Origin of the sequence: Breoghania sp. L-A4 (assembly GCF_003432385.1) — a bacterium.
In the GTDB taxonomy this organism is placed as follows: domain Bacteria; phylum Pseudomonadota; class Alphaproteobacteria; order Rhizobiales; family Stappiaceae; genus Breoghania.
This window is the reverse complement of sequence record NZ_CP031841.1, coordinates 2,221,115-2,239,644: the sequence shown is the minus strand read 5'-3', so window position 1 is coordinate 2,239,644 and position 18,530 is coordinate 2,221,115. Positions and strand designations below refer to the sequence as shown.

At 64.9% G+C, this 18,530-nt stretch carries 16 protein-coding genes; all 16 read left to right on the top strand.

Features of this window, described 5'->3' with window-relative positions; genetic code table 11:
* Nucleotides 1–312 precede the first annotated feature (312 nt).
* The 16 genes from D1F64_RS10330 to D1F64_RS10255 all read left to right on the top strand — a co-directional run bounded on the left by D1F64_RS10330 (nucleotide 313) and on the right by D1F64_RS10255 (nucleotide 18,517).
* Complete coding sequence (locus tag D1F64_RS10330; RefSeq protein ID WP_117412377.1) at nucleotides 313–1,365, top strand: TRAP transporter substrate-binding protein; 1,053 nt, start codon at nucleotides 313–315, stop codon at nucleotides 1,363–1,365.
* Between the two features lie 6 nt (nucleotides 1,366–1,371).
* Nucleotides 1,372–1,920, top strand: a complete 549-nt coding sequence (locus tag D1F64_RS10325) for a TRAP transporter small permease (RefSeq protein WP_117412376.1) — start codon at nucleotides 1,372–1,374, stop codon at nucleotides 1,918–1,920.
* A 270-nt stretch (nucleotides 1,921–2,190) separates the two neighbouring features.
* The gene (locus D1F64_RS10320; RefSeq protein ID WP_117412375.1) at nucleotides 2,191–3,510 is read left to right on the top strand and encodes a TRAP transporter large permease; all 1,320 of its coding nucleotides are present in this window, start codon (nucleotides 2,191–2,193) and stop codon (nucleotides 3,508–3,510) included.
* Between the two features lie 386 nt (nucleotides 3,511–3,896).
* Nucleotides 3,897–4,673 (top strand): IclR family transcriptional regulator, encoded by a 777-nt coding sequence (locus D1F64_RS10315; RefSeq protein WP_117412374.1) that lies wholly within the window; start codon nucleotides 3,897–3,899, stop codon nucleotides 4,671–4,673.
* 109 nt (nucleotides 4,674–4,782) lie between these two features.
* Nucleotides 4,783–6,915 carry an indolepyruvate ferredoxin oxidoreductase subunit alpha gene (locus tag D1F64_RS10310; protein ID WP_117412373.1) on the top strand — a complete coding sequence of 711 codons (2,133 nt, stop codon included), beginning with the start codon at nucleotides 4,783–4,785 and terminating at the stop codon, nucleotides 6,913–6,915.
* The gene (locus tag D1F64_RS10305; RefSeq protein ID WP_117412372.1) at nucleotides 6,915–7,997 is read left to right on the top strand and encodes an indolepyruvate oxidoreductase subunit beta family protein; all 1,083 of its coding nucleotides are present in this window, start codon (nucleotides 6,915–6,917) and stop codon (nucleotides 7,995–7,997) included. The genes D1F64_RS10310 and D1F64_RS10305 overlap by 1 nt, the downstream gene beginning before the upstream one ends.
* Entirely contained in the window at nucleotides 7,994–8,344 is a 351-nt protein-coding gene (locus D1F64_RS10300; RefSeq protein ID WP_117412371.1) for a DUF6537 domain-containing protein, read from the top strand. Before D1F64_RS10305 ends, D1F64_RS10300 begins: the two co-directional genes overlap by 4 nt.
* Nucleotides 8,345–8,362: 18 nt before the next feature.
* A complete protein-coding gene (locus D1F64_RS10295; RefSeq protein ID WP_117412370.1) occupies nucleotides 8,363–8,986 on the top strand; it encodes a LysE family translocator in 624 nt (207 codons plus the stop codon).
* A gap of 225 nt (nucleotides 8,987–9,211) precedes the next feature.
* Complete coding sequence (locus tag D1F64_RS10290; protein ID WP_248304717.1) at nucleotides 9,212–10,552, top strand: amino acid ABC transporter substrate-binding protein; 1,341 nt, start codon at nucleotides 9,212–9,214, stop codon at nucleotides 10,550–10,552.
* A gap of 69 nt (nucleotides 10,553–10,621) precedes the next feature.
* Nucleotides 10,622–11,398: an ABC transporter ATP-binding protein gene (locus D1F64_RS10285; protein WP_117412369.1), complete on the top strand. Its 777-nt coding sequence runs from the start codon at nucleotides 10,622–10,624 to the stop codon at nucleotides 11,396–11,398.
* Nucleotides 11,391–12,143, top strand: a complete 753-nt coding sequence (locus D1F64_RS10280) for an ABC transporter ATP-binding protein (protein WP_162901466.1) — start codon at nucleotides 11,391–11,393, stop codon at nucleotides 12,141–12,143. The genes D1F64_RS10285 and D1F64_RS10280 overlap by 8 nt, the downstream gene beginning before the upstream one ends.
* A 16-nt stretch (nucleotides 12,144–12,159) precedes the next feature.
* On the top strand, nucleotides 12,160–13,038 hold the full coding sequence (locus D1F64_RS10275) for a branched-chain amino acid ABC transporter permease (RefSeq protein WP_117412368.1): 879 nt from the start codon (nucleotides 12,160–12,162) through the stop codon (nucleotides 13,036–13,038).
* Nucleotides 13,039–13,040: 2 nt separating this feature from the next.
* A complete protein-coding gene (locus D1F64_RS10270; RefSeq protein ID WP_117412367.1) occupies nucleotides 13,041–14,075 on the top strand; it encodes a branched-chain amino acid ABC transporter permease in 1,035 nt (344 codons plus the stop codon).
* Nucleotides 14,076–14,210: 135 nt separating this feature from the next.
* On the top strand, nucleotides 14,211–14,978 hold the full coding sequence (locus D1F64_RS10265; protein ID WP_117412366.1) for a glutathione S-transferase N-terminal domain-containing protein: 768 nt from the start codon (nucleotides 14,211–14,213) through the stop codon (nucleotides 14,976–14,978).
* Nucleotides 14,979–15,081: 103 nt separating this feature from the next.
* Entirely contained in the window at nucleotides 15,082–16,182 is a 1,101-nt protein-coding gene (locus D1F64_RS10260; protein ID WP_117414537.1) for a C4-dicarboxylate TRAP transporter substrate-binding protein, read from the top strand.
* Nucleotides 16,183–16,570: 388 nt separating this feature from the next.
* Complete coding sequence (locus tag D1F64_RS10255; protein WP_248304716.1) at nucleotides 16,571–18,517, top strand: TRAP transporter large permease subunit; 1,947 nt, start codon at nucleotides 16,571–16,573, stop codon at nucleotides 18,515–18,517.
* Nucleotides 18,518–18,530 lie beyond the last annotated feature (13 nt).

Below are 18,530 nucleotides of genomic sequence, written 5' to 3'. Positions count from 1 at the left end.
ACACGGCCGCGCGAAGGGATTCGCCACCGCTATAGTGCGGCGCGCCGGCCGCGGCAACAAACCGGACCGGCGTCGCGACAGCAGCGTCATCCGAAATCTGCCACTTGGCGCAAAAAAATGTATAAATAACCGTCGGATTTGAAACAGCCTGCCATTTATTTCAAATATTGAAATAACCATGGCAAATAAAGTTTGACGCCTCCCCATGCCGGTGCCAAAATCCCGCCGGTATTCGGCAATTATCACAATAAGTGATAGCTGAGGAGCGTCTGCGGGCGGCCGGCTACAATACTGTCTTTTGGGAGGAAACTAATGAAAATTCGCACGCTGACCGCGATGGCTGGCGCCGCCGCGATGGCGCTTGGTCTTGTATCCGCGGGAACGGCCAACGCTGCCGACGTCACACTGAAACTGCACCACCTGCTCGGCCCGAAGGCTCCGGCGCAGACCCAGATGCTCGAGCCCTGGGTCAAGCGCGTCGAGGAAGCGTCCGGCGGCAAGCTGAAGATCGACATCTATCCGTCGATGTCGCTGGGCGGCTCGCCGCCGCAGCTCATCCGTCAGGTCCGCGACGGCGTCGTCGACATCGTCTGGACGGTGCTGGGATACACCGCGGGCCAGTTCCCGCGCTCGGAAGTTTTCGAACTGCCGTTCATCCACACCAACAACCTGGTCGCCACCAACCTCGCCATGCGCGAGATGCTCGAAAACGGTGACTTCGGCGACGAGTTCGCCGACGTGAAGGTCATCACCCTTCATGTTCACGCCGGCCAGGCGATCCACATGGTCGACACGCCGGTGTACACGGCCGCCGATATGCAGGGCAAGAAGATGCGCATCCCGACGCGCACCGGTGCCTGGATCCTCGAGGCGCTTGGCGCCAACCCGGTCGGCATGCCCGTTCCGGATCTGCCGCAGGCGCTGTCCAAGAATGTCGTCGACGGCGCCCTGATCCCGTGGGAGATCATTCGCCCGCTGAAAATCCAGGAGCTGACCAAGTATCAGATCGAAGGCCATGACCGGATCCGTTTCGGCACCACGACCTTCATCATCGCGATGAACAAGGACAGCTACAACAACCTGCCCGACGACCTGAAGAAGGCCATCGACGACAATTCCGGGATGGACTTCACCAAGGAAGTCGGCCGCATCTGGACCAAGAGCGAAGACGGCGGCCTCCAGGCCGCGCTTGACGCGGGCAACGAGCATATCGAGCTCAACGACGAGCAGCTCGCGACCTTCCGCAGCGCCCTCGACCCGGTCATCGACCGCTGGATCGCGGACGTTGAAGGCAAGGGCATCGATGGCCGCAAGCTGGTGGAAACCGCGCGCGCGACGATCAAAAAGTACGAAAACGAAAAATAATATCTGATGAAAAATTCGGAACAGACCGGCAGTGCCGGCTCCGAAGCGACCCGTGCGGGGCCGATCGGCCTCGCACGGAGCTTCATTCGTCTCTGGGCCATCGTCGGGGGCCTGATGTTGATCGCCATCGTCCTGATGACCGCTTCGAGCGTGGTGTCGGGCTTCATCTTCTCGAAGCCGTTTCCCGGCGACTTCGAAATCGTTCAGATGGGCGTCGCCGTCGCGGCCTTCGCCTTCCTTCCCTATTGCCAGCTCGAGGGCGCCAACGTGACGGTGGACATCTTCACCACATGGGCGCCGCCGCGGCTGATCGACGGTTTCCGGATGTTCAGTGCCTTGATCGCAACGGCGATCGCACTGCTGCTGTTCTTCCGGATGTGGGACGGCATGGCCGACTACCAGAAATACAACGAGACGACTCCGATCGTGGAGATACCGATCTGGTATGTCTATCCGCCGATCCTGTTCTCGCTGGCGCTCCTGTTTCTGGCATCCCTCGTCACGATCGCCGAATGCTGGGGCAGGCTGTCCCGCAGCAGCACATCCTCCCTGTAAGATGGGACACGGCGGGCCCATGGCCCGCACGCACAAACATCCGGTTTGCTCGGACGGCTTGCGCGGCCCGACGCTTCCACTTGAAGTCGTGTGGTTCACAATGAAATGGAACTTGGCATGAGCGGCCTCCGCCCCGGACGCCCCGCCGGACCGACCGGTCGGGCCGCACGGGCCGCACCGGGCGCCGGCGGCCTTCCGGCCCGGCCAGCCACGTTCCGCGCCATTCACAGGCCACTCTCTGTCACCCCCATTCGAGGCGTTCGCACCCCAATGGATAGTCTTGTTATCGGATTTGGCGGCCTGGGCGTCATGCTCTTGCTCATCGCCATCCGCGTGCCGATCGCATATTCGATGATCGTGGTCGGGCTTGGCGGCATCGCCCTCCTCTCCGGTCCCGGCATCGTCATGTCGCAGCTCAAGGACCTGGCCTACGCGCAGTTCTCCATCTACGACCTCTCGGTGGTGCCGATGTTCGTCCTGATGGGCAACTTCGCGACCCGCATCGGCCTCAGCCGCGACCTGTTCGCAGCCGCCAATGCGTGGCTGGGACAGTTGCGCGGCGGCGTCGCCATGGCCGCCATCGCGGCATGCGCGGGCTTTGGCGCGGTCTGCGGCTCCTCGCTCGCCACCGCCTCGACCATGGGTCAGGTGGCGCTGCCGGAGCTGCGGCGGCTGAAATACTCACCGGCACTGGCGACCGGCACGGTCGCCGCCGGCGGCACGCTGGGCATTCTCATTCCGCCCTCGGTGGTGCTGGTCGTCTACGCGATCATCGTCGAGGCGAACATCGTCACCATGTTCGCCGCCGCCCTCATTCCGGGGCTGCTGGCGGTGCTGCTGTTCATGATCACCATCGCGATCTACGTGACGGTCTGGCCCGAATCCGGTCCGGCGGGCGCCAAGATCAGCGGCGCTGAGCGGCGGCGGCTGACGATCGCCGTGCTGCCGGTGCTCGGCGTCTTCAGCCTGGTGATCGGCGGCATCTACGTCGGCGCGTTCAACCCGACGCCGGCGGCCGCCGTCGGCGCCTTCCTGGTGGCGCTCTACGGCCTGGCGCGCGGCCAGATGACCGTCAACGTCTTCATCGAGGCCCTGCTCGACACCGCCAAGACCACGGGCATGATCTACCTGATCCTGCTTGGCGCCGAGCTGCTGAAGATCTTCCTGGCGCGCGGCGGGGTTCCCCAGGCGGCGGCCGACGCTATGCTGTCGAGCGGCCTGCCGCCCTACGTGATCCTGGGGCTGCTGCTGATCGCCCTGATCATCCTGGGCTGTCTGATGGACAGCCTGTCGATGATCCTGCTGGCCATCCCGTTCTTCTGGCCGGTGCTGATCGGCCTGGATTTCGGCATGGACGAGGAATCGCTGAAAATCTGGTTCGGCGTCATCGCGTTGATCGTCGTGGAACTGGGGCTGATCACCCCGCCGGTGGGGCTCAATGTGTTCATCATCAACGCCATCGCCAGGGACGTGCCGATGAGCGAGACCTTCAAGGGCGTGATGCCGTTCTTCTGCTCGGAGATCGTGCGCATCGTGCTGCTGGTCTCCTTCCCCGGCATCATCCTGTTCCTGCCACGCCTGCTCAGTTAGCGCCGGCGCGGAGAAGCCTCCAGGGCCGGCGTTCGCGCCGGCCCTTTTTCGTTGCGCGGGCGCGGCAGCGGGCCGCCGTTCGGGTCCCGCACATCGCCCACCGGCGGGCCCTGCTTCGGCGCATGAAAGTGCGCCGCCAGTGCCCGTTACACTATTTCACTATTTGAAATAGTCACTACAATAAGTGGTTGACTTGCCTCGCCAATCGGCCAAAATGACAATCCCTGATCCGTGAATCCGGGGATGGGTGCAGATCGCCGCGAGACGCTGATCGCATTGGAATTCGGCCCTTGACGAGCCGGCGCGTGAACCGCACGACGCGGAACTGTCCGCAACGGGCGCATCCGTCGCCGCGCGTCGGGGAAACAGGCCACGGGAGGGGCTTGATGGCGGTACAGCACAACAACTCGGTCGCCCGCGCCTTCGCGATCCTCGATCTGTTCACCGAGAACAGGCCGCATCTCACGGCGCGCGACGTGGCGCACGAACTGGATCTCAACAACGTCACGGCCCACCGCTTCCTGCATTCGCTGGAATCCGTCGGCGCCCTGGTCCCGGTCTCGCGCGGCACCTACCGGCTGGGTCATTTGTTCGTCGATCTCGCCCGCCGCGTGACCTCGCACAAGGTGCTGGCCGACGCCGTGCAGCCGGTGCTCGACTGGATCGTCGAGACGATCAACGAAGGCACCATGGCGGCGATCTTCGAGACCAATTCCGTTGTCTGTCTGGCGACCTCGCTGCCGCGCCGCCACCTGTTCGTCGACGTCCGCCCCGGCATGCGGCTGGAGCCCTATTGCACCTCGCACGGCAAGGTGTGGCTCGCCAGCCTCGACGACAAGACGCTCGACAAGGTGCTGGCGGAGATGCCTTTCGTGGCGATGACCGAGCGCACGATCACCCGGCGCGAAACGCTCGAGCGCGAGCTGCAGGCGGTGCGCGCCCAGGGCTACGCGGTCAACGACGGGGAGCGCGAGGAAGGCCTGCGCACCGTGGCGATCCCCGTGCGCGGGCGCGATGGCGCGCTCGTCACCAGCCTTTCCGTCTACGGGCCGACCTCGCGCATGACGAACGAAGCCATTACCGAGGCGAAGACCGTCCTGTTCCAGGCCGCCAGGCGGCTCGACCAGGCGCTCTACGGCCACAGCAAGCAAAGTCACACCTGATCCACGGCGGCCGGCGCCCCAAGACGCCGGCCGCCGCGCCACCCTCCGGCCCGCGGGCTCCTTGCGGGACATCGCCAGGCCGGAACACGCATTGAAACGGGAGCAGTCTATGGAACGGAGTTTCGACAGCGAAATCGAGCTGTTGCGCTTGGGCGAAGGAGAGAGTTTCCGCGGCGAGGGCATTCTGGCCATCACCAAGGGGCTGCTGCAGTCCGGCGTCGCCTATGTCGGCGGCTATCAGGGCGCGCCGGTCTCCCACCTGCTCGACGTGCTGGTGTCCGCCACGCCCTACATGAACGAAATGGGCGTTCATGTGGAAAGCTGCGCCAACGAGGCCGCCGCCGCCGCCATGCTTGCGGCCTCCATCAACTATCCGGTGCGCGGCGCCGTCACCTGGAAATCCATCGTCGGCACCAACGTCGCCTCCGACGCGCTGTCCAATCTGGCCTCGGCCGGCGTCAAGGGCGGCGCGCTGATCGTCATCGGCGAGGATTACGGCGAAGGCGCCTCGGTCATCCAGGAACGCACCTACGCGTTCGCCATGAAATCGACCATCGCGCTGGTGGACCCGCGCCCCAATCTCACCTCGATGGTGGACGCGGTGGAGACGGCGTTCGCGCTGTCGGAAGCCTCCAACATGCCGGTGATGATGCAGTTGCGCATCCGCGCCTGTCACGTGCAGGGCTCCTTCGTCGCCCGCGACAACAAGCGGTCGGAGTTCGGCACCCACAACAAGATCGCCGATCCCGCGCACTTCGAATACAAGCGGCTCGCCCACCCGCCGGTGACGTTCGCCCAGGAGTCGCTGAAGGTCACCGACCGCATTCCCGCTGCGCAGGACTTCGTGCGCGACAACAAGCTCAACGAGCAATGGCCCGGCCGCAAGACGAGCCGCATCGGCCTGATCATCCAGGGCGGTCTCTACAACACCGTTCAGCGGCAACTGCACGAACTCGGCCTGGCGGACGAGCACGGCAACGCCGACATCGACATCCTCTGCCTCAATGTCACCTTCCCGATGGTGCCCGACGAGATCGTCGACTTCTCGAAAGGCAAGGACCACCTGCTGGTGATGGAGGAAGGCAACCCCGCCTTCATGGAACAGCAGATGCTGCGCTGGCTGGTGGATGCCGGCTACGCCGGCAAGCTGCACGGCAAGAACTATCTGCCGATGGCCGGCGAATACACCGGCGAGGTTCTGGCGGAATGCCTGGGCCGCTTCTTCACCGAGCTCGGCGCGCCCGAGCTGGACGTGGATTCCGCCCGGACGCGGGCCGAGCGGATGGACTACGTGACGCGGACCGCGCGCGCGGTCTCCGACATTCAGCTTCCCCCGCGCCCGCCCGGCTTCTGCACCGGCTGCCCGGAACGGCCGGTTTTCGGCGCCATCAAGCTTGCGGAAAAGACCATCGGCAAGGTGCATGTGGCCGCCGATATCGGCTGCCACGCATTTGGCACCTTCGCGCCGTTCAACCAGGGCAATTCGATCCTCGGATACGGCATGTCGCTGGCCTCGAACGCCGCCGTGGAAGCGATGCAGCAGCGCCACACGCTGGCGATCATGGGCGACGGCGGCTTCTGGCACAACGGCATCCAGACCGGCGTCACCTCCAACCTCTACAATCGCGGCGACGGCGTCCTGCTGATCATGCAGAACGGCTATTCCTCGGCCACCGGGCAGCAGTTCCTGCCCTCCAGCCACAAGGACAGCGCGGTCTTCGGCACCGACTCCGACATCAAGCGCTCGCTGGAGACGCTGGGTGTCAAATGGATCCGTACCGTGCGCACCTATTCGGTGGAGACCATGGTCAAGACGCTGAAGGATGCCTTCACCACGGCGGAGAAGGGTCTCAAGGTCATCATCGCGGACGGTGAATGCATGCTGGCGCGCCAGCGGCGCGAGCGCGGCGAAAAGGCCAAGGCGATGAAGGAAGGCCGTCGCGTCGAGCAGGCCAAGTTCGGCGTCGACGAGGAGGTCTGTACCGGCGATCACTCCTGCATCCGCCTGTCCGGCTGCCCGACGCTGACCGTGATCCCCAACCCCGACCCGCTGCGCTCCGACCCGATCGCCCATGTGCAGCAGGATTGCGTCGCCTGCGGCCTGTGCGGCGAGATGGCCCATGCCGCCGTTCTCTGCCCCTCGTTCTACCGCGCATCGCGCATCTACAACGCCGGTCCCTTCGAGCGCCTTCTCTACAAGGTGCGCTCCAAGGTCATCGGCGCGCTGGCGGAGGCTGCCTGATGACCACCACCCGATTCATGATCGCGGCGCTCGGCGGCGAAGGCGGCGGCGTACTCACCAACTGGATCGTCGGCGCCGCGGCGGCCGCGGGCCTGAAGGCGCAGGCCACCTCGGTGCCTGGCGTCGCCCAGCGGACCGGAGCCACCACCTACTACATCGAGGTGGCGGACGAGGCCGACAGTCAGGGCGATCCGATCTTCGCCTTGATGCCGGTTTCCGGCGATGTCGACGTGGTCGTCGCCAGTGAGCTGCTGGAGGCCGTGCGCATGGCCGAGCGCGGCTATGTGGCGGGCGACCGCACCTTTCTGCTGGCCTCCACCCACCGGGTGCTGACCACCAACGAGAAACTGACGCGCGGCGATGGCCGGGCCGATGCCGCCGCTCTCATGCGGGCGGCGGAAAAGGGCTCGCGCGATCGCTTCCTGTTCGACGCGGCCGCCATTGCGCGCGCCGCGGGAAGTCCGATCAACGCGGTGCTGCTGGGCGCGGTGGCGGCGCTCGAGCTGCTGCCGATCCCGCGCGAGGCCCTGCGCGGGGCCATCGAGGCGGGCGGCATCGCCGTGGCGCGCAACCTCAAGGGATTTGACGCGGGCTACGCCACCGCCAAGGGCACGACACCCGAAATTGCCAAAACGGATGCAGGCGCGGCGCTGCCGGCGCCCGCCGTCGCCCGTTCCCTTGATGCGCGAATCGCCTCCATGCCGGAAGAGGCGCGAGACGTGATTCGCATCGGCGTTGCCCGTCTCGTCGATTATCAGAACGCCGCCTACGCGAATCTGTATCTGTCGCGGCTCGAGCGGTTTTCCGACGACCCGGTGCTGATGCGTGAAGTCGCCCGGCACCTCGCCGTACGCATGTCGTTCGAGGATATCATCCGCGTCGCGCAACTGAAGATCCGCGCCAGCCGGCTGGAGCGGGTGCGCAACGACATCCGCGCCGAACCCGGCCAGCCGATCGAGCTGATCGACTTCTTCAAGCCCGGCATCCCGGAGCTGGCCGACATGCTGCCCCCTCATGGGGCCGCGCCCTGCTTGCCTGGGCGGACCGCAAGGGCATCCGGGACACGGCGCATTTCGGCATGAAGGTGCGCACGATGACCATCTCCGGCTTCCTGCGCATCTGGCTGCTCGCCAAGCTCAAGCCGTGGCGACCGCGCACGATGCGTTTCGCCGAGGAACGCGAGGCGATTGACGACTGGCTGGCGCTTGTGTGCTCGGCGCGTGTGGTGAGCCATGACTTCGCCATGCAGACGGCGGATCTCGCGCGCATCGTCAAGGGCTACGGCGACACCTACCGGCGCGGCCAGAAAAGCTACAAGACGCTGGTGGACGATCTGGTTCAGCCGGTGCTGCGCTCGCCCACCGGAGTGGAAGATCCCGCCGCCCAGTTGAAGGGTGCGATCGCGGGTGTGCTAGCGTCTATTGGCTAGCTAGCCTGGGAGGCACGCATGCCGGATCTCGCCACTTTAGCCATTTTCGCCGGCGCCTCTGTGCTGTGCGCGCTCGAGCCAGGGCCGAACTTCCTGCTCCTGGCCAGTGAAACCTTGCGCGGCGACCGGCTCAGTGGCTGGAAGACCGCTTTTGGGCTGCACCTGGGCGCTTGGCCGCATATTGCGCTGGCGGCATTCGGGCTGAGTGTGGTGGTGCAGGTCGTCCCCGAGGTGCTGACCGCACTCAAATGGGCGGCGGCGGCCTGGCTGCTGTGGCTGGCCTATCGCACGGTCGCGACGGGCGATGACGCGCGTGCAGGCACCGAGACGCTGCGTAACATGGGTGCCACGCGGCGCGGCTTCGCGCTGGTGCTGTTCAATCCGCGCACGTCCGTGTTCTTCGCCGGTTTCCCTCTCCTGTTCGTGTCCCGCGACGGCGCCTTCGCGCCTCAGACGCAGATCCTGCTGCTCGGTGCGGTGACGAACATGATTTTCCTGGCCGTCGATCTCGCCTTCGTGGCGATTGTCGCCAAGGCGGGCTCACTCGACGCCCTGAAGGCCTCCCGGCGCCGGTGGTTCCGGTGGATCGGCGGCGGGCTGCTCGCCGGTCTGGCTGTGAAACTGGTCGTCGAGCGGGACTGATCGACGCGCCGGCTGGACCGCGATCACGCCGGGCCAGCCCGCTTTTTCCGGCCGCGTTTTTCACCTATTGAAATACCGCCCAAGCACCATTTTCGTTTTTTCTCCCTCGCCTCCCCCCGACCCTTGACGCGCCGTCGCGTCCGTTGCATCCTCCTATGCAATCGTTTGCGTAACTCGTCTACAAAACAATAATGACATGCAATCGATTGCACGGGAGGAACTGATATGACAACCATGACGAACAAGCTTTTCTACGGCCTTGTCGCCTCGGCATTTCTGGCCATGCCGGCGCAGGCTGCCGACCCGATCAAGATCGGCGCTTCGCTGCCGCTCACCGGCAACTTCTCGGTCTCGGGCCAGAAGCACAAGGAAGGCTATGAGCTCTGCGTCGACGAGATCAACGCCAAGGGCGGCATTCTCGACCGCCAGATCGAGCTGATCATCTCCGACAACCGCTCCGACACGGAAACCGCGATCAACCAGGCCGAGCGGCTGATCAACGTCACCAAGGCGGACGTGATCTTCGGTACGTTCTCGTCCAAGCTGACCTTTCCGATTTCCTCGGTTCTGGAAAAATACGGCATGGTGCATCCGGTCCCCGCAGGCGGCGCGCTGCGCATCTGGGCGCAGGGCCTGAAGCACGCCTTCTATTTCCAGCAGAACGCCGCTGAGTATGTCGGCGCGACGCTGACCAACGTGATCGGGGATCTCGTTCCCGCCGGCCAGATGCCCAAGAAGGCGGCCCTGGTGCATGCGGACGACTTCTTCGCCAACGCCATCGCCGCGGGCTTCCTCGGCGAGCAGGTCAAGAGCCCCGGTTCGGGCGAACTCGTCGCCGATCTGGCGCCGGGCTACCTGAAGGACGCCGGCATCGAGGTCGCCTACACCGAGACATGGCCCGAAGAAGGCTTCTCGGACTGGCTGAACCTCGCCAACTCGATCAAGCGCTCCGGCGCGGATCTGGTGGTCGGCCTCACCGCATCGGCGGAGGAAGCCGTGCAGCTCACGCGCGCGCTGAAGACCGTCCAGGCGGACATCAAGCTGCTGTATCTCAGCCAGGGCACCCAGACGGAATTCCATGAGGGCGTCGGCGACGCTGCCGAAGGCATCATGATGCACTCGTCATGGCACGAGGCCGTGCCGTTCTTGGGCTCGCTCAACGGCGAGGTCTACTCCAACCAGCAGTTCCTGGACGCCTTCAAGGCGAAATACGGCAAGGTCGCGGATGAAGACTCCGCCATCCCCTTCGCCGTGTGCCAGGGCATGGAGCAGGCGATCCGGGCCACCGGCACCACCGACAACGCCAAGTTGAGCGAGTGGCTGCACGCCCGCACCAAGGACGAACCGGTGCGCACGGTTCTCGGGCCGTTTGCCTGGGACGAGCGCGGCCTGCCGATCGACCGGCCCTTCATCATGGCCCAGTGGCAGGACGGCAACCTGAACTTCATCTACCCGAAGGGGAATTCGAGGGCGTCTCCGAGATCGTCCATCCGAAACCCCAATGGTAACCCGGGTCATCCGGGCGTGATGCAGCGGCACGGGCGCCTCGCGCGCCCGCCGCGGTGACCGAGGCGCCGGCGGGATATCCCGCCGGCAGCCCGCCCCGTCCCCTCTCACCACGGAGCAGATGAGCAAATGCTCGAAGTGCGTAACCTCTCCAAGCACTTCGGCGGAATTCGTGCCGTCGACAACTGCACTTTTTCGGTCGAGGAAGGTTCCATCACCGCGCTGATCGGCCCCAATGGGGCCGGCAAGACCACCGCCTTCAATTGCATCTCCAAGACACTCACGCCGACGAGCGGCGAGGTCTGGCTGGGCGGCAAGCGCATCGACACACTCAAGACCCATCAGGTCACCCACCGCGGATTGAGCCGCACGTTCCAGATCACCCGCAATCTCGAGGATCTGAGCGTGCTGGAAAATCTCGTCGTGCAGAGCAAGACCTCGGGAATCCGGTCCCTGTTCGGGCCCGCCATCTCGGCGGCGGAGCGCGACAAGGCGATGGAGATCCTGGAGTTCCTCGGCATCACCCGGCTGGCGCACGAGGAGACTTCCAACCTCTCCTACGGCCAGAAGAAGCTGATGGATTTCGGCGCCCTGCTGATGTCCGATCCGAAAATCATCCTGCTCGACGAGCCCGCCGGCGGCGTCAACCCGCGCCTGCTGCGCGAGATCGTCGACCACATCCGCAAGCTCAACGAACGCGGCCTGACGGTGCTGATCGTCGAGCACAACATGGAGCTGGTGATGAGCCTGTCGCACAAGGTCGTGGTGATGGCGCACGGCCAGGTGATCGCGGAAGGCACGCCCGAGGCTGTTCAGTCCGACCCGGCCGTGCTTGAGGCCTATCTCGGCGGCGGGCATGCGGACCAGCACGCCGCGGCGGCGACCATGGAGGCGGCCCATGTCTGAGCAGGCCAAGGCGGACGTGCCCCTTCTGGAAGTCACCAATGTCACCGCCGGCTACGGCCGCGGCCCGGCCATCCTCAACGGCGCCAACCTGACCGTGGCGCCGGGCCAGGTGCAATGCATCATCGGGCCCAACGGCGCGGGCAAGTCGACGCTGCTCAAGGCCATCGTCGGCATGCTGCCGCTGCGCACCGGCGAGATCCGGTTCAAGGGCGAACGCATCGACGGACTGCGCCCCGACGAGGTGCTGCGCAAGGGCATCTGCTTCGTGCCGCAGGAGCGCGCGCTGTTTCCGAAGATGACCGTGCGCGAGAACCTGCGCATGGGCGGCTATGTGCTGGAGGACAAGGCCCAGCTCGAGGAGCGCATCGAATCCGTGCTCGAGCAGTTCCCGATCCTGCGCGAACGCGCCCACCAGCACGCCGGCACCATGTCCGGCGGCCAGCAGCAGATGCTGGCGATGGCCCGCACGCTGATCATCGAGCCGCAGATCGTCATGCTCGACGAGCCCTCGCTGGGCCTCGCCCCGCAGATCGTCGAGCAGATGTTCGCGATCATGCACATGCTGCGCGATCGCGGCATGACGGTGATCCTGGTGGAGCAGAACGCCATCGTCGGGCTGAAGAATTCCGACTGGGGCACCGTGCTCGACCTGGGCACGACGTTGTTTGAGGGACCGGCGCGCCAGGTGCTCGACGACCCGCGCATCCAGGAACTCTATCTCGGCAAGTCCGCTGCGGCTGCCTGAAGCGATCGGGACAACAATGACCGAGCTGATTCAAATTCTCATTCTCGGGCTGGCGCTGGGCGGCGTTTACGCCCTGATGGCCTCGGGCCTGACGCTGATCTTCGGCGTCATGCGCATCGTCAACCTGGCCCATCCCATCATGATCATCGGCGGCGCCTACGTCAGCTACTGGCTGTTCAAGCTCTACGGGCTGGATCCGATCGTCTCGATGCCGATCTCGGCCATCGTGATGTTCTGCGTCGGCATCATCGTCTACAAGCTGATCTTCGAGAAGGAAGCCGCCAGCGCCAAATATTCGGAAATGACGGTGCTGCTGACCTTCGCCGTGGCGCTGTGCTTTGACGGCGCGCTGGGCTTTTTGTTCTCCAACACCCAGCGCATCACTTCGCCGTCCTACGCCACCGACGCGATCTTCATCGGCGAGCTGTTCATTCCCACCGGCCAGCTCTACGCCGGCATCGTCTCCATCGCCGTGATCTCCGCGCTGCTGGCCTTCCTGCGCTACACCCGCTTCGGCTACGCCATTCGCGCCACCACGCAAAACCGCGAGGCGGCGGAGCTGATGGGCGTCAACGTCGGCTTCGTGTCGCTGATCACCTTCGGCATCGGCATCGGGCTGGCGGGGGCGGCCGGAGCGCTGGTCTCCTTCATCTTCTCGTTCTTCCCCGCCAAGCATTGGGAATGGATCGCCATCCTGATGTCGCTGGTGGTGCTGGGCGGCATGGGCAAGCTCGCCGGCGCCGTCGTCGGCGCGCTGGTGCTCGCCGTCATCGCCGCCTTCGTGGGCACCTACGCGGGCGCAACGTGGTCGACCCTGACCTTCTTCCTCGCCCTGTTCCTGATCCTGCTGATCCGCCCGCAGGGCCTGTTCGGCGACCGCATCGAGGAGGCTTGATCATGGCCATGCACATGGACGTCGGCGGGGTCATCGAAGCCCGCAAGAAACACGACAGGCAGCTGACCACCGGCGGCGAAACGAAACGCGTCATCGCGTTTCCGATCGGCCTTCTCATCGTCCTGGCCGCCCTGCCCGCGCTGCAGGTCTTCGGCGGCTACAATTACGTCGTCCATCTGGCGCTCTACGCCATGATGTACGCGGCGATGGCCTCGAGCTGGAACATTCTGGGTGGCTACACGGGCTACATATCGCTCGGCCACAACGTGTTCTTCTGCATCGGAGGCTATTTTTCCGGAATGATCCTCGCCTTCACCGGGGTGAGCGCGCTGATCACCGCGCCGCTGGCGGGCATCATCGCCGCCATCGTCGGCTTCGGCATCGGCGTCATCACGCTGCGCATGCGCGGGCCCACCTTCATCATCTCCTCGATCGCGCTGCTGATGGTGGTGCGGATCCTGTTCGACAACTGGGATTTCGTCGGCGGCGCCAACGGCGTGAACCTGCCGCAGTTCGACATCGGCGTGCAGTGGGGCAAGCTGCCCTACTACTACGCCATGCTGATCGTCGTCTCGCTCACGGTCTACACCTCCTACCGCATCAAGCATTCCAAGTTCGGCCTGGGCCTGCGGGCCATCTCGCAGGACGAGGTGAAGGCGGAAAGCGCCGGCATCGACACCCGGTTCTACAAGGTCTTCGCCTTCGCCATCTCCGCCTTCTTTGTCGGCATGGCCGGCGCGGTGTGGGGCGAATACATCACCTACATCCGTCCGAACATTTTCCTGATCATCCTGATCGCCGCCAACATGGTCTTGATGAGCATTCTCGGCGGCAAGGGAACCGTCGCGGGACCGGTGATCGGCGCGGTGCTGCTGATCGCCTTCAACGAGTTCTTCGTCGCCAACTTCGGCTCCAGCGAGCTGAACATCCTGGGCACCGGCGTGATCATGGTGCTGGCGCTGATGTATTTCCCCGCCGGGATCATCGGCACCCTGGCGAAAGCGGGGAAACTGCCCCGCTTCCTCAACTGGGACTAGACGACCATGCCCATGGCAATGCCGGCCTTGATCCGTGGCAGCGCCGCGAGCGCCCCTCTCCCCCCGCAAAGGTGGGAGAGGGGCGCCCACCGCAAGGATCCCGGCGCTACGGCCGCATCTTCTTAGGACACGCACATGACCGAGTTCGTTCTGTACAACGCACCGCAATCCACCTGCTCGCAGCGCGTGCGCTTCACACTCAACGCCAAGGGGCTGGACTACGAGGAGCACAAGCTCGACCTGTTCGCCGGCGACCAGCTCAAGCCCGAGTACCTCAAGATCAACCCCAACGGCCTGGTGCCCACCCTGCTGCACAACGGCCGCGCGGTGATCGACAGCTCGGTGATCATGGAATATCTCGACGAGGTCCATCCCGCGCCGCGCAGCTTCCTGCCCGACGATCCGCTGCAGCGCGCCCGCATGCGCGCGCTGATCCGCTACATCGATGAAGTGCCGACGCCCGCGGTGCGCTTCCCCTCCTACAACCTCGCGTTCCTGCCGCACTTCCAGGCGATGAGCGAGGAAGAGTTCATGGCGGTGTGCGATTCAAAACCGCTGCGCCGGGAGTTCCTGCTGAAGCTCGGCCGCACCGGCTTCTCCGAGGAGGTGCTGGGCGAGGCCATGGAGCGCATCTCCCGCGGCATCGAGCGGCTCAACGGCCAGCTCGAGGACAGCGGCGGGCCATGGCTCCTGGGCGACATGATCACCGAGGCCGATATCGCCATCATGCCGGTGATCGTGCGGCTCAACGACATCAATCTCGGCCATCTGTGGGACGGCATGCCGGCGATGGCGCGCTGGTTCGACGCCATCCGCGCCGACCCCGCCTTCAAGCCCACCTACTACTCCGGCGCGCTTCTGACGGAGAAATACCCGCACCTGCGCGAGAAGATCGCAAGCTGAACCGGCGGCGCGCAGGCGCCCAACGACAACAAAATCCCGACGATCATTGTGTTCCAAGGAATACCCAAAAGCAGAACAAAGACAAACATCCAGGGAGATGACCATGCAGATCTCAAGACGCACCCTCTTGGCGACCGCGGCTCTCGGCGCCTTGCCGCTCGGCCGCTCGATGTTCGGTCCGGCCTTCAGCCCGGCGCACGCGGCGGAAACCCTCAATCTCACGATTTCCTCCAGCCACCCGCTGACCATTCCCTGGGTGAAGCCGCTGAAGACCAAGATCGTCGATGAGTCCAATCCCATGCTCGCGGACATGGGCGGCGCCTATGAGATCAACTGGACGGAGGCCTTCGGCGGATCACTGTACAATTTCAACGACACGCTGGAGGCGGTCGCGCAGGGCCTGTCGGACATGGGCTGGATCGGCGCGCTGTGGGAGCCGGCCACCCTGCCGTTTGCCAACATCATGTATTCGACCCCGTTTGCCACCTCCACGGCGAAACAGGCGATCGACGTGATGAACGAGCTCACCGCCGAGCAGCCGGCGATGCAGAAGGAATGGGTCGACGCCAACATCAAGTTCCTCGGCGCCTGCGGCTCGGGCGGCTACCACCTGCTGACCAAGGAGCCGATCGACAGCCTCGACGATATCAAGGGCATGAAGATCCTCGGCGTGCCGGTGACAGCTCCCTGGGTCGAGGGCCTCGGCGCCACGCTGATCAACACCGGTCTGCCGGCGATGTATTCGCAGTTGCAGACGGGCGTCGGCGACGGCGTCATCATCATCGCCACCGGTGCCTGGCCGCTGAAGCTCTATGAGGTCGCCCCCTATATCAACAAGGTCGACACCGGCGGCATCACGTTTGGCGGTTTCGGCGTCAACATGGACACCTGGAACCGGCTGCCCGCCGACGTCCAGACGGTGCTCGCCAAACTCGGCCAGGCCTACAGCGACGAGAACGCGCGGCTGATCGAGGTTTCCAACGAACTGGCGTTCAAGACCATGGCCGCCGAAGGCGCCACTATCATCGAGATGTCGCAGGAAGACCGCGTCGCCTTCGCCAATTCGATGGCGCCGCTGGGCAAGATCTGGGTCGAGGCCAACGCCGCCAAGGGGCTCCCGGCCGCGGACATCCTGCGCGCCTTCATGGACACGGTGCGCGCCCATGGCGGCACGCCACTGCGCGACTGGGACAAGGAGATCTGATCGGCATCCGATGTTCGACCAGGAACCAGGAGCGGGTCCGTTTTACCGGAAACACCCGCTTTCCCCCGCGCGGGGGGCCGAAAGTGTGTGGCGCGCTTCACGGCGTGCCGCCCATCCTTCGAGACGCCGTCTTCGACGGCTCCTCAGGATGAGGTCATCGTGTTGATATTTTTGTGAGATCACCACTCACTCGACCTCATCCTGAGGAGGGCCGGAAGGCCCGTCTCGAAGGATCGGCAGCCCCCGCAGAGCCACCGGCACGCCTTCGGCAACAGCCCCACGCTCGGAGAAGAGCAATACAAGCAGCGCACTCGAAATCGCGTGAGATCCGAAATTGCCCGACGTTCTGCCGTCGAATGCATCCCCCAGCCATAGCGGTGCCCATGCCATGAGCGATACCACCAAGACCATTGCGCCGCCGCTGGACGCGGTGGCGCGCGCGTGCGCAGCCGTTCCCTTTGGCCTGTCGCTGATCGCGTCCTTCACCATCGTGTTCATGATGGTGATGATCTGCGCCGACATCGTCATGCGCTTCTTCTTCAACCTGCCGATCCACGGCGTCACCGACGTGGTGTCGATGCTCATCGTCGCCTGCGTCTTCCTGCAGTTGGGCAGCACCATCGGCAGCGGACGTCTGATCCGCGCCGATTTCCTGCTCGGTCATTGGTCAAACACGCGTCCGGTGTTCGCTCGCATCGTTGACGCCGCCTTCCATCTCACCGGCGCGGCGCTTCTGGCTCTGGGTCTCGCCTGGCTGTGGCGCGACATGGGCAAGTCCTATGCGTCCGACGATTTCACCGGCGCTGTCGGCGCCTACACGATCACCGTCTGGCCGTTCAAGCTCGGCGTCGTCATCGGTTGCGCCGTCGCCCTCATCGTGACGCTGCACCGCGCGCTTGCGCTGCTTGCCGGCATCGCGCCGATCCTGGCGCTGCGCACCGGCGGCGCCCGCCTGCGCGCGCTGCTGCCGGCTGTGGTGTTCTTCGGGATCGTGGCGGGATTCCTGATCCTCAACTTCACCGCCAACCTCTCACCCGTGATGATCGGCGTGCTGTCGCTCGTCGGCCTGCTGGCGGCGATCGCCACCGGCATGCCGATCGCCTTCGCGCTGCTGGGGCTGTCATTCGTCGGGGTCTGGCTCACCCGGAACAACATGCTGGTGGCGGAGAACACGCTGGGCATCTCCATGACCAGCACCATCCGGTCTTACGAATTCGGTGTCATTCCGCTGTTCGTGATGATGGGGCTGATCCTCGACAAGGCCGATGTCGGCCGCGACGCCTTCCAGGTGGCCGTCACGCTGTTGCGTGGCGTGCGCGGCGGGCTGGGCATCGCGACCGTCGGCGCCAACGCGCTGTTCGCCTCCATCACCGGATCGTCCATCGCCTCGGCGGCCGTGTTCTCGCGCATCGCCGTGCCCTCGATGATCGAGGGCGGCTACACCAAGCGCTTTGCCGTCGGTGTCGTCGCCGGATCCTCGGTGCTCGGCATGCTGATCCCGCCGAGCCTCCTGCTGATCATCTACGGGCTGATCGCCGAGGCCTCGATCGGCAAGCTGTTCATCGCCGCCATCCTGCCCGGCCTGCTGCTGGCCGCGGCCTTCGCTGTGTTGAACATCGGACTGGCGACCTTCTTTCCAAGCTTCGTCGGCCGGCCGCACAAACTGACCGGCCCCGGGCTCAAACCGCTGGAACTGCTGACACGGCTGCTGCCGGTTCTCTCCATCATCGTGCTGGTGATGGGCGGCATCTATGCCGGCGTCTTCACGCCGACCGAAGCCGGGGCGGTCGGCGCGCTGGGCGCCTTCATCGTCGGCGGTGTGCGCGGCAAGCTGACCCTCGCCACCATCCGCAACGTGGTGCTGGAAACCGGCTACATCTCCGCCGTCATCCTGTTCCTGATCATCGCCGCCAGCTTCTACGCCCGCATGCTGACGCTCTCCACCATCCCGATGCAGGTCACCGGCGCGCTCGCCGGCCTCGACATCGGCATGTTCGGCTTCCTGGCGATCTACTTCGTCATCCTCGTGGCGCTCGGCATGATCCTCGACAGCGTCTCGATCATGCTGATCGTGCTGCCGATCGTGCTGCCCATCGCCACGGCGCTCGGCGGCGACCCGATCTGGTTCGGCATCATCACTGTCATTTCCATTGAAATCGGTTTGCTGACCCCGCCGCTGGGCCTCTCGGTCTTCGTGGTCAAGAGCTCGCTGCCGGACGGGTTCATCACCCTGGGCGAGATTTTCATCGGCGCGGCGCCCTTCGTCCTCACCATGGCGCTTGTCGTCGCCCTGCTGATGGCGGTGCCGCAGATCAGCCTGGCGTTGCTGCCATGAACGGAGCCTTTCC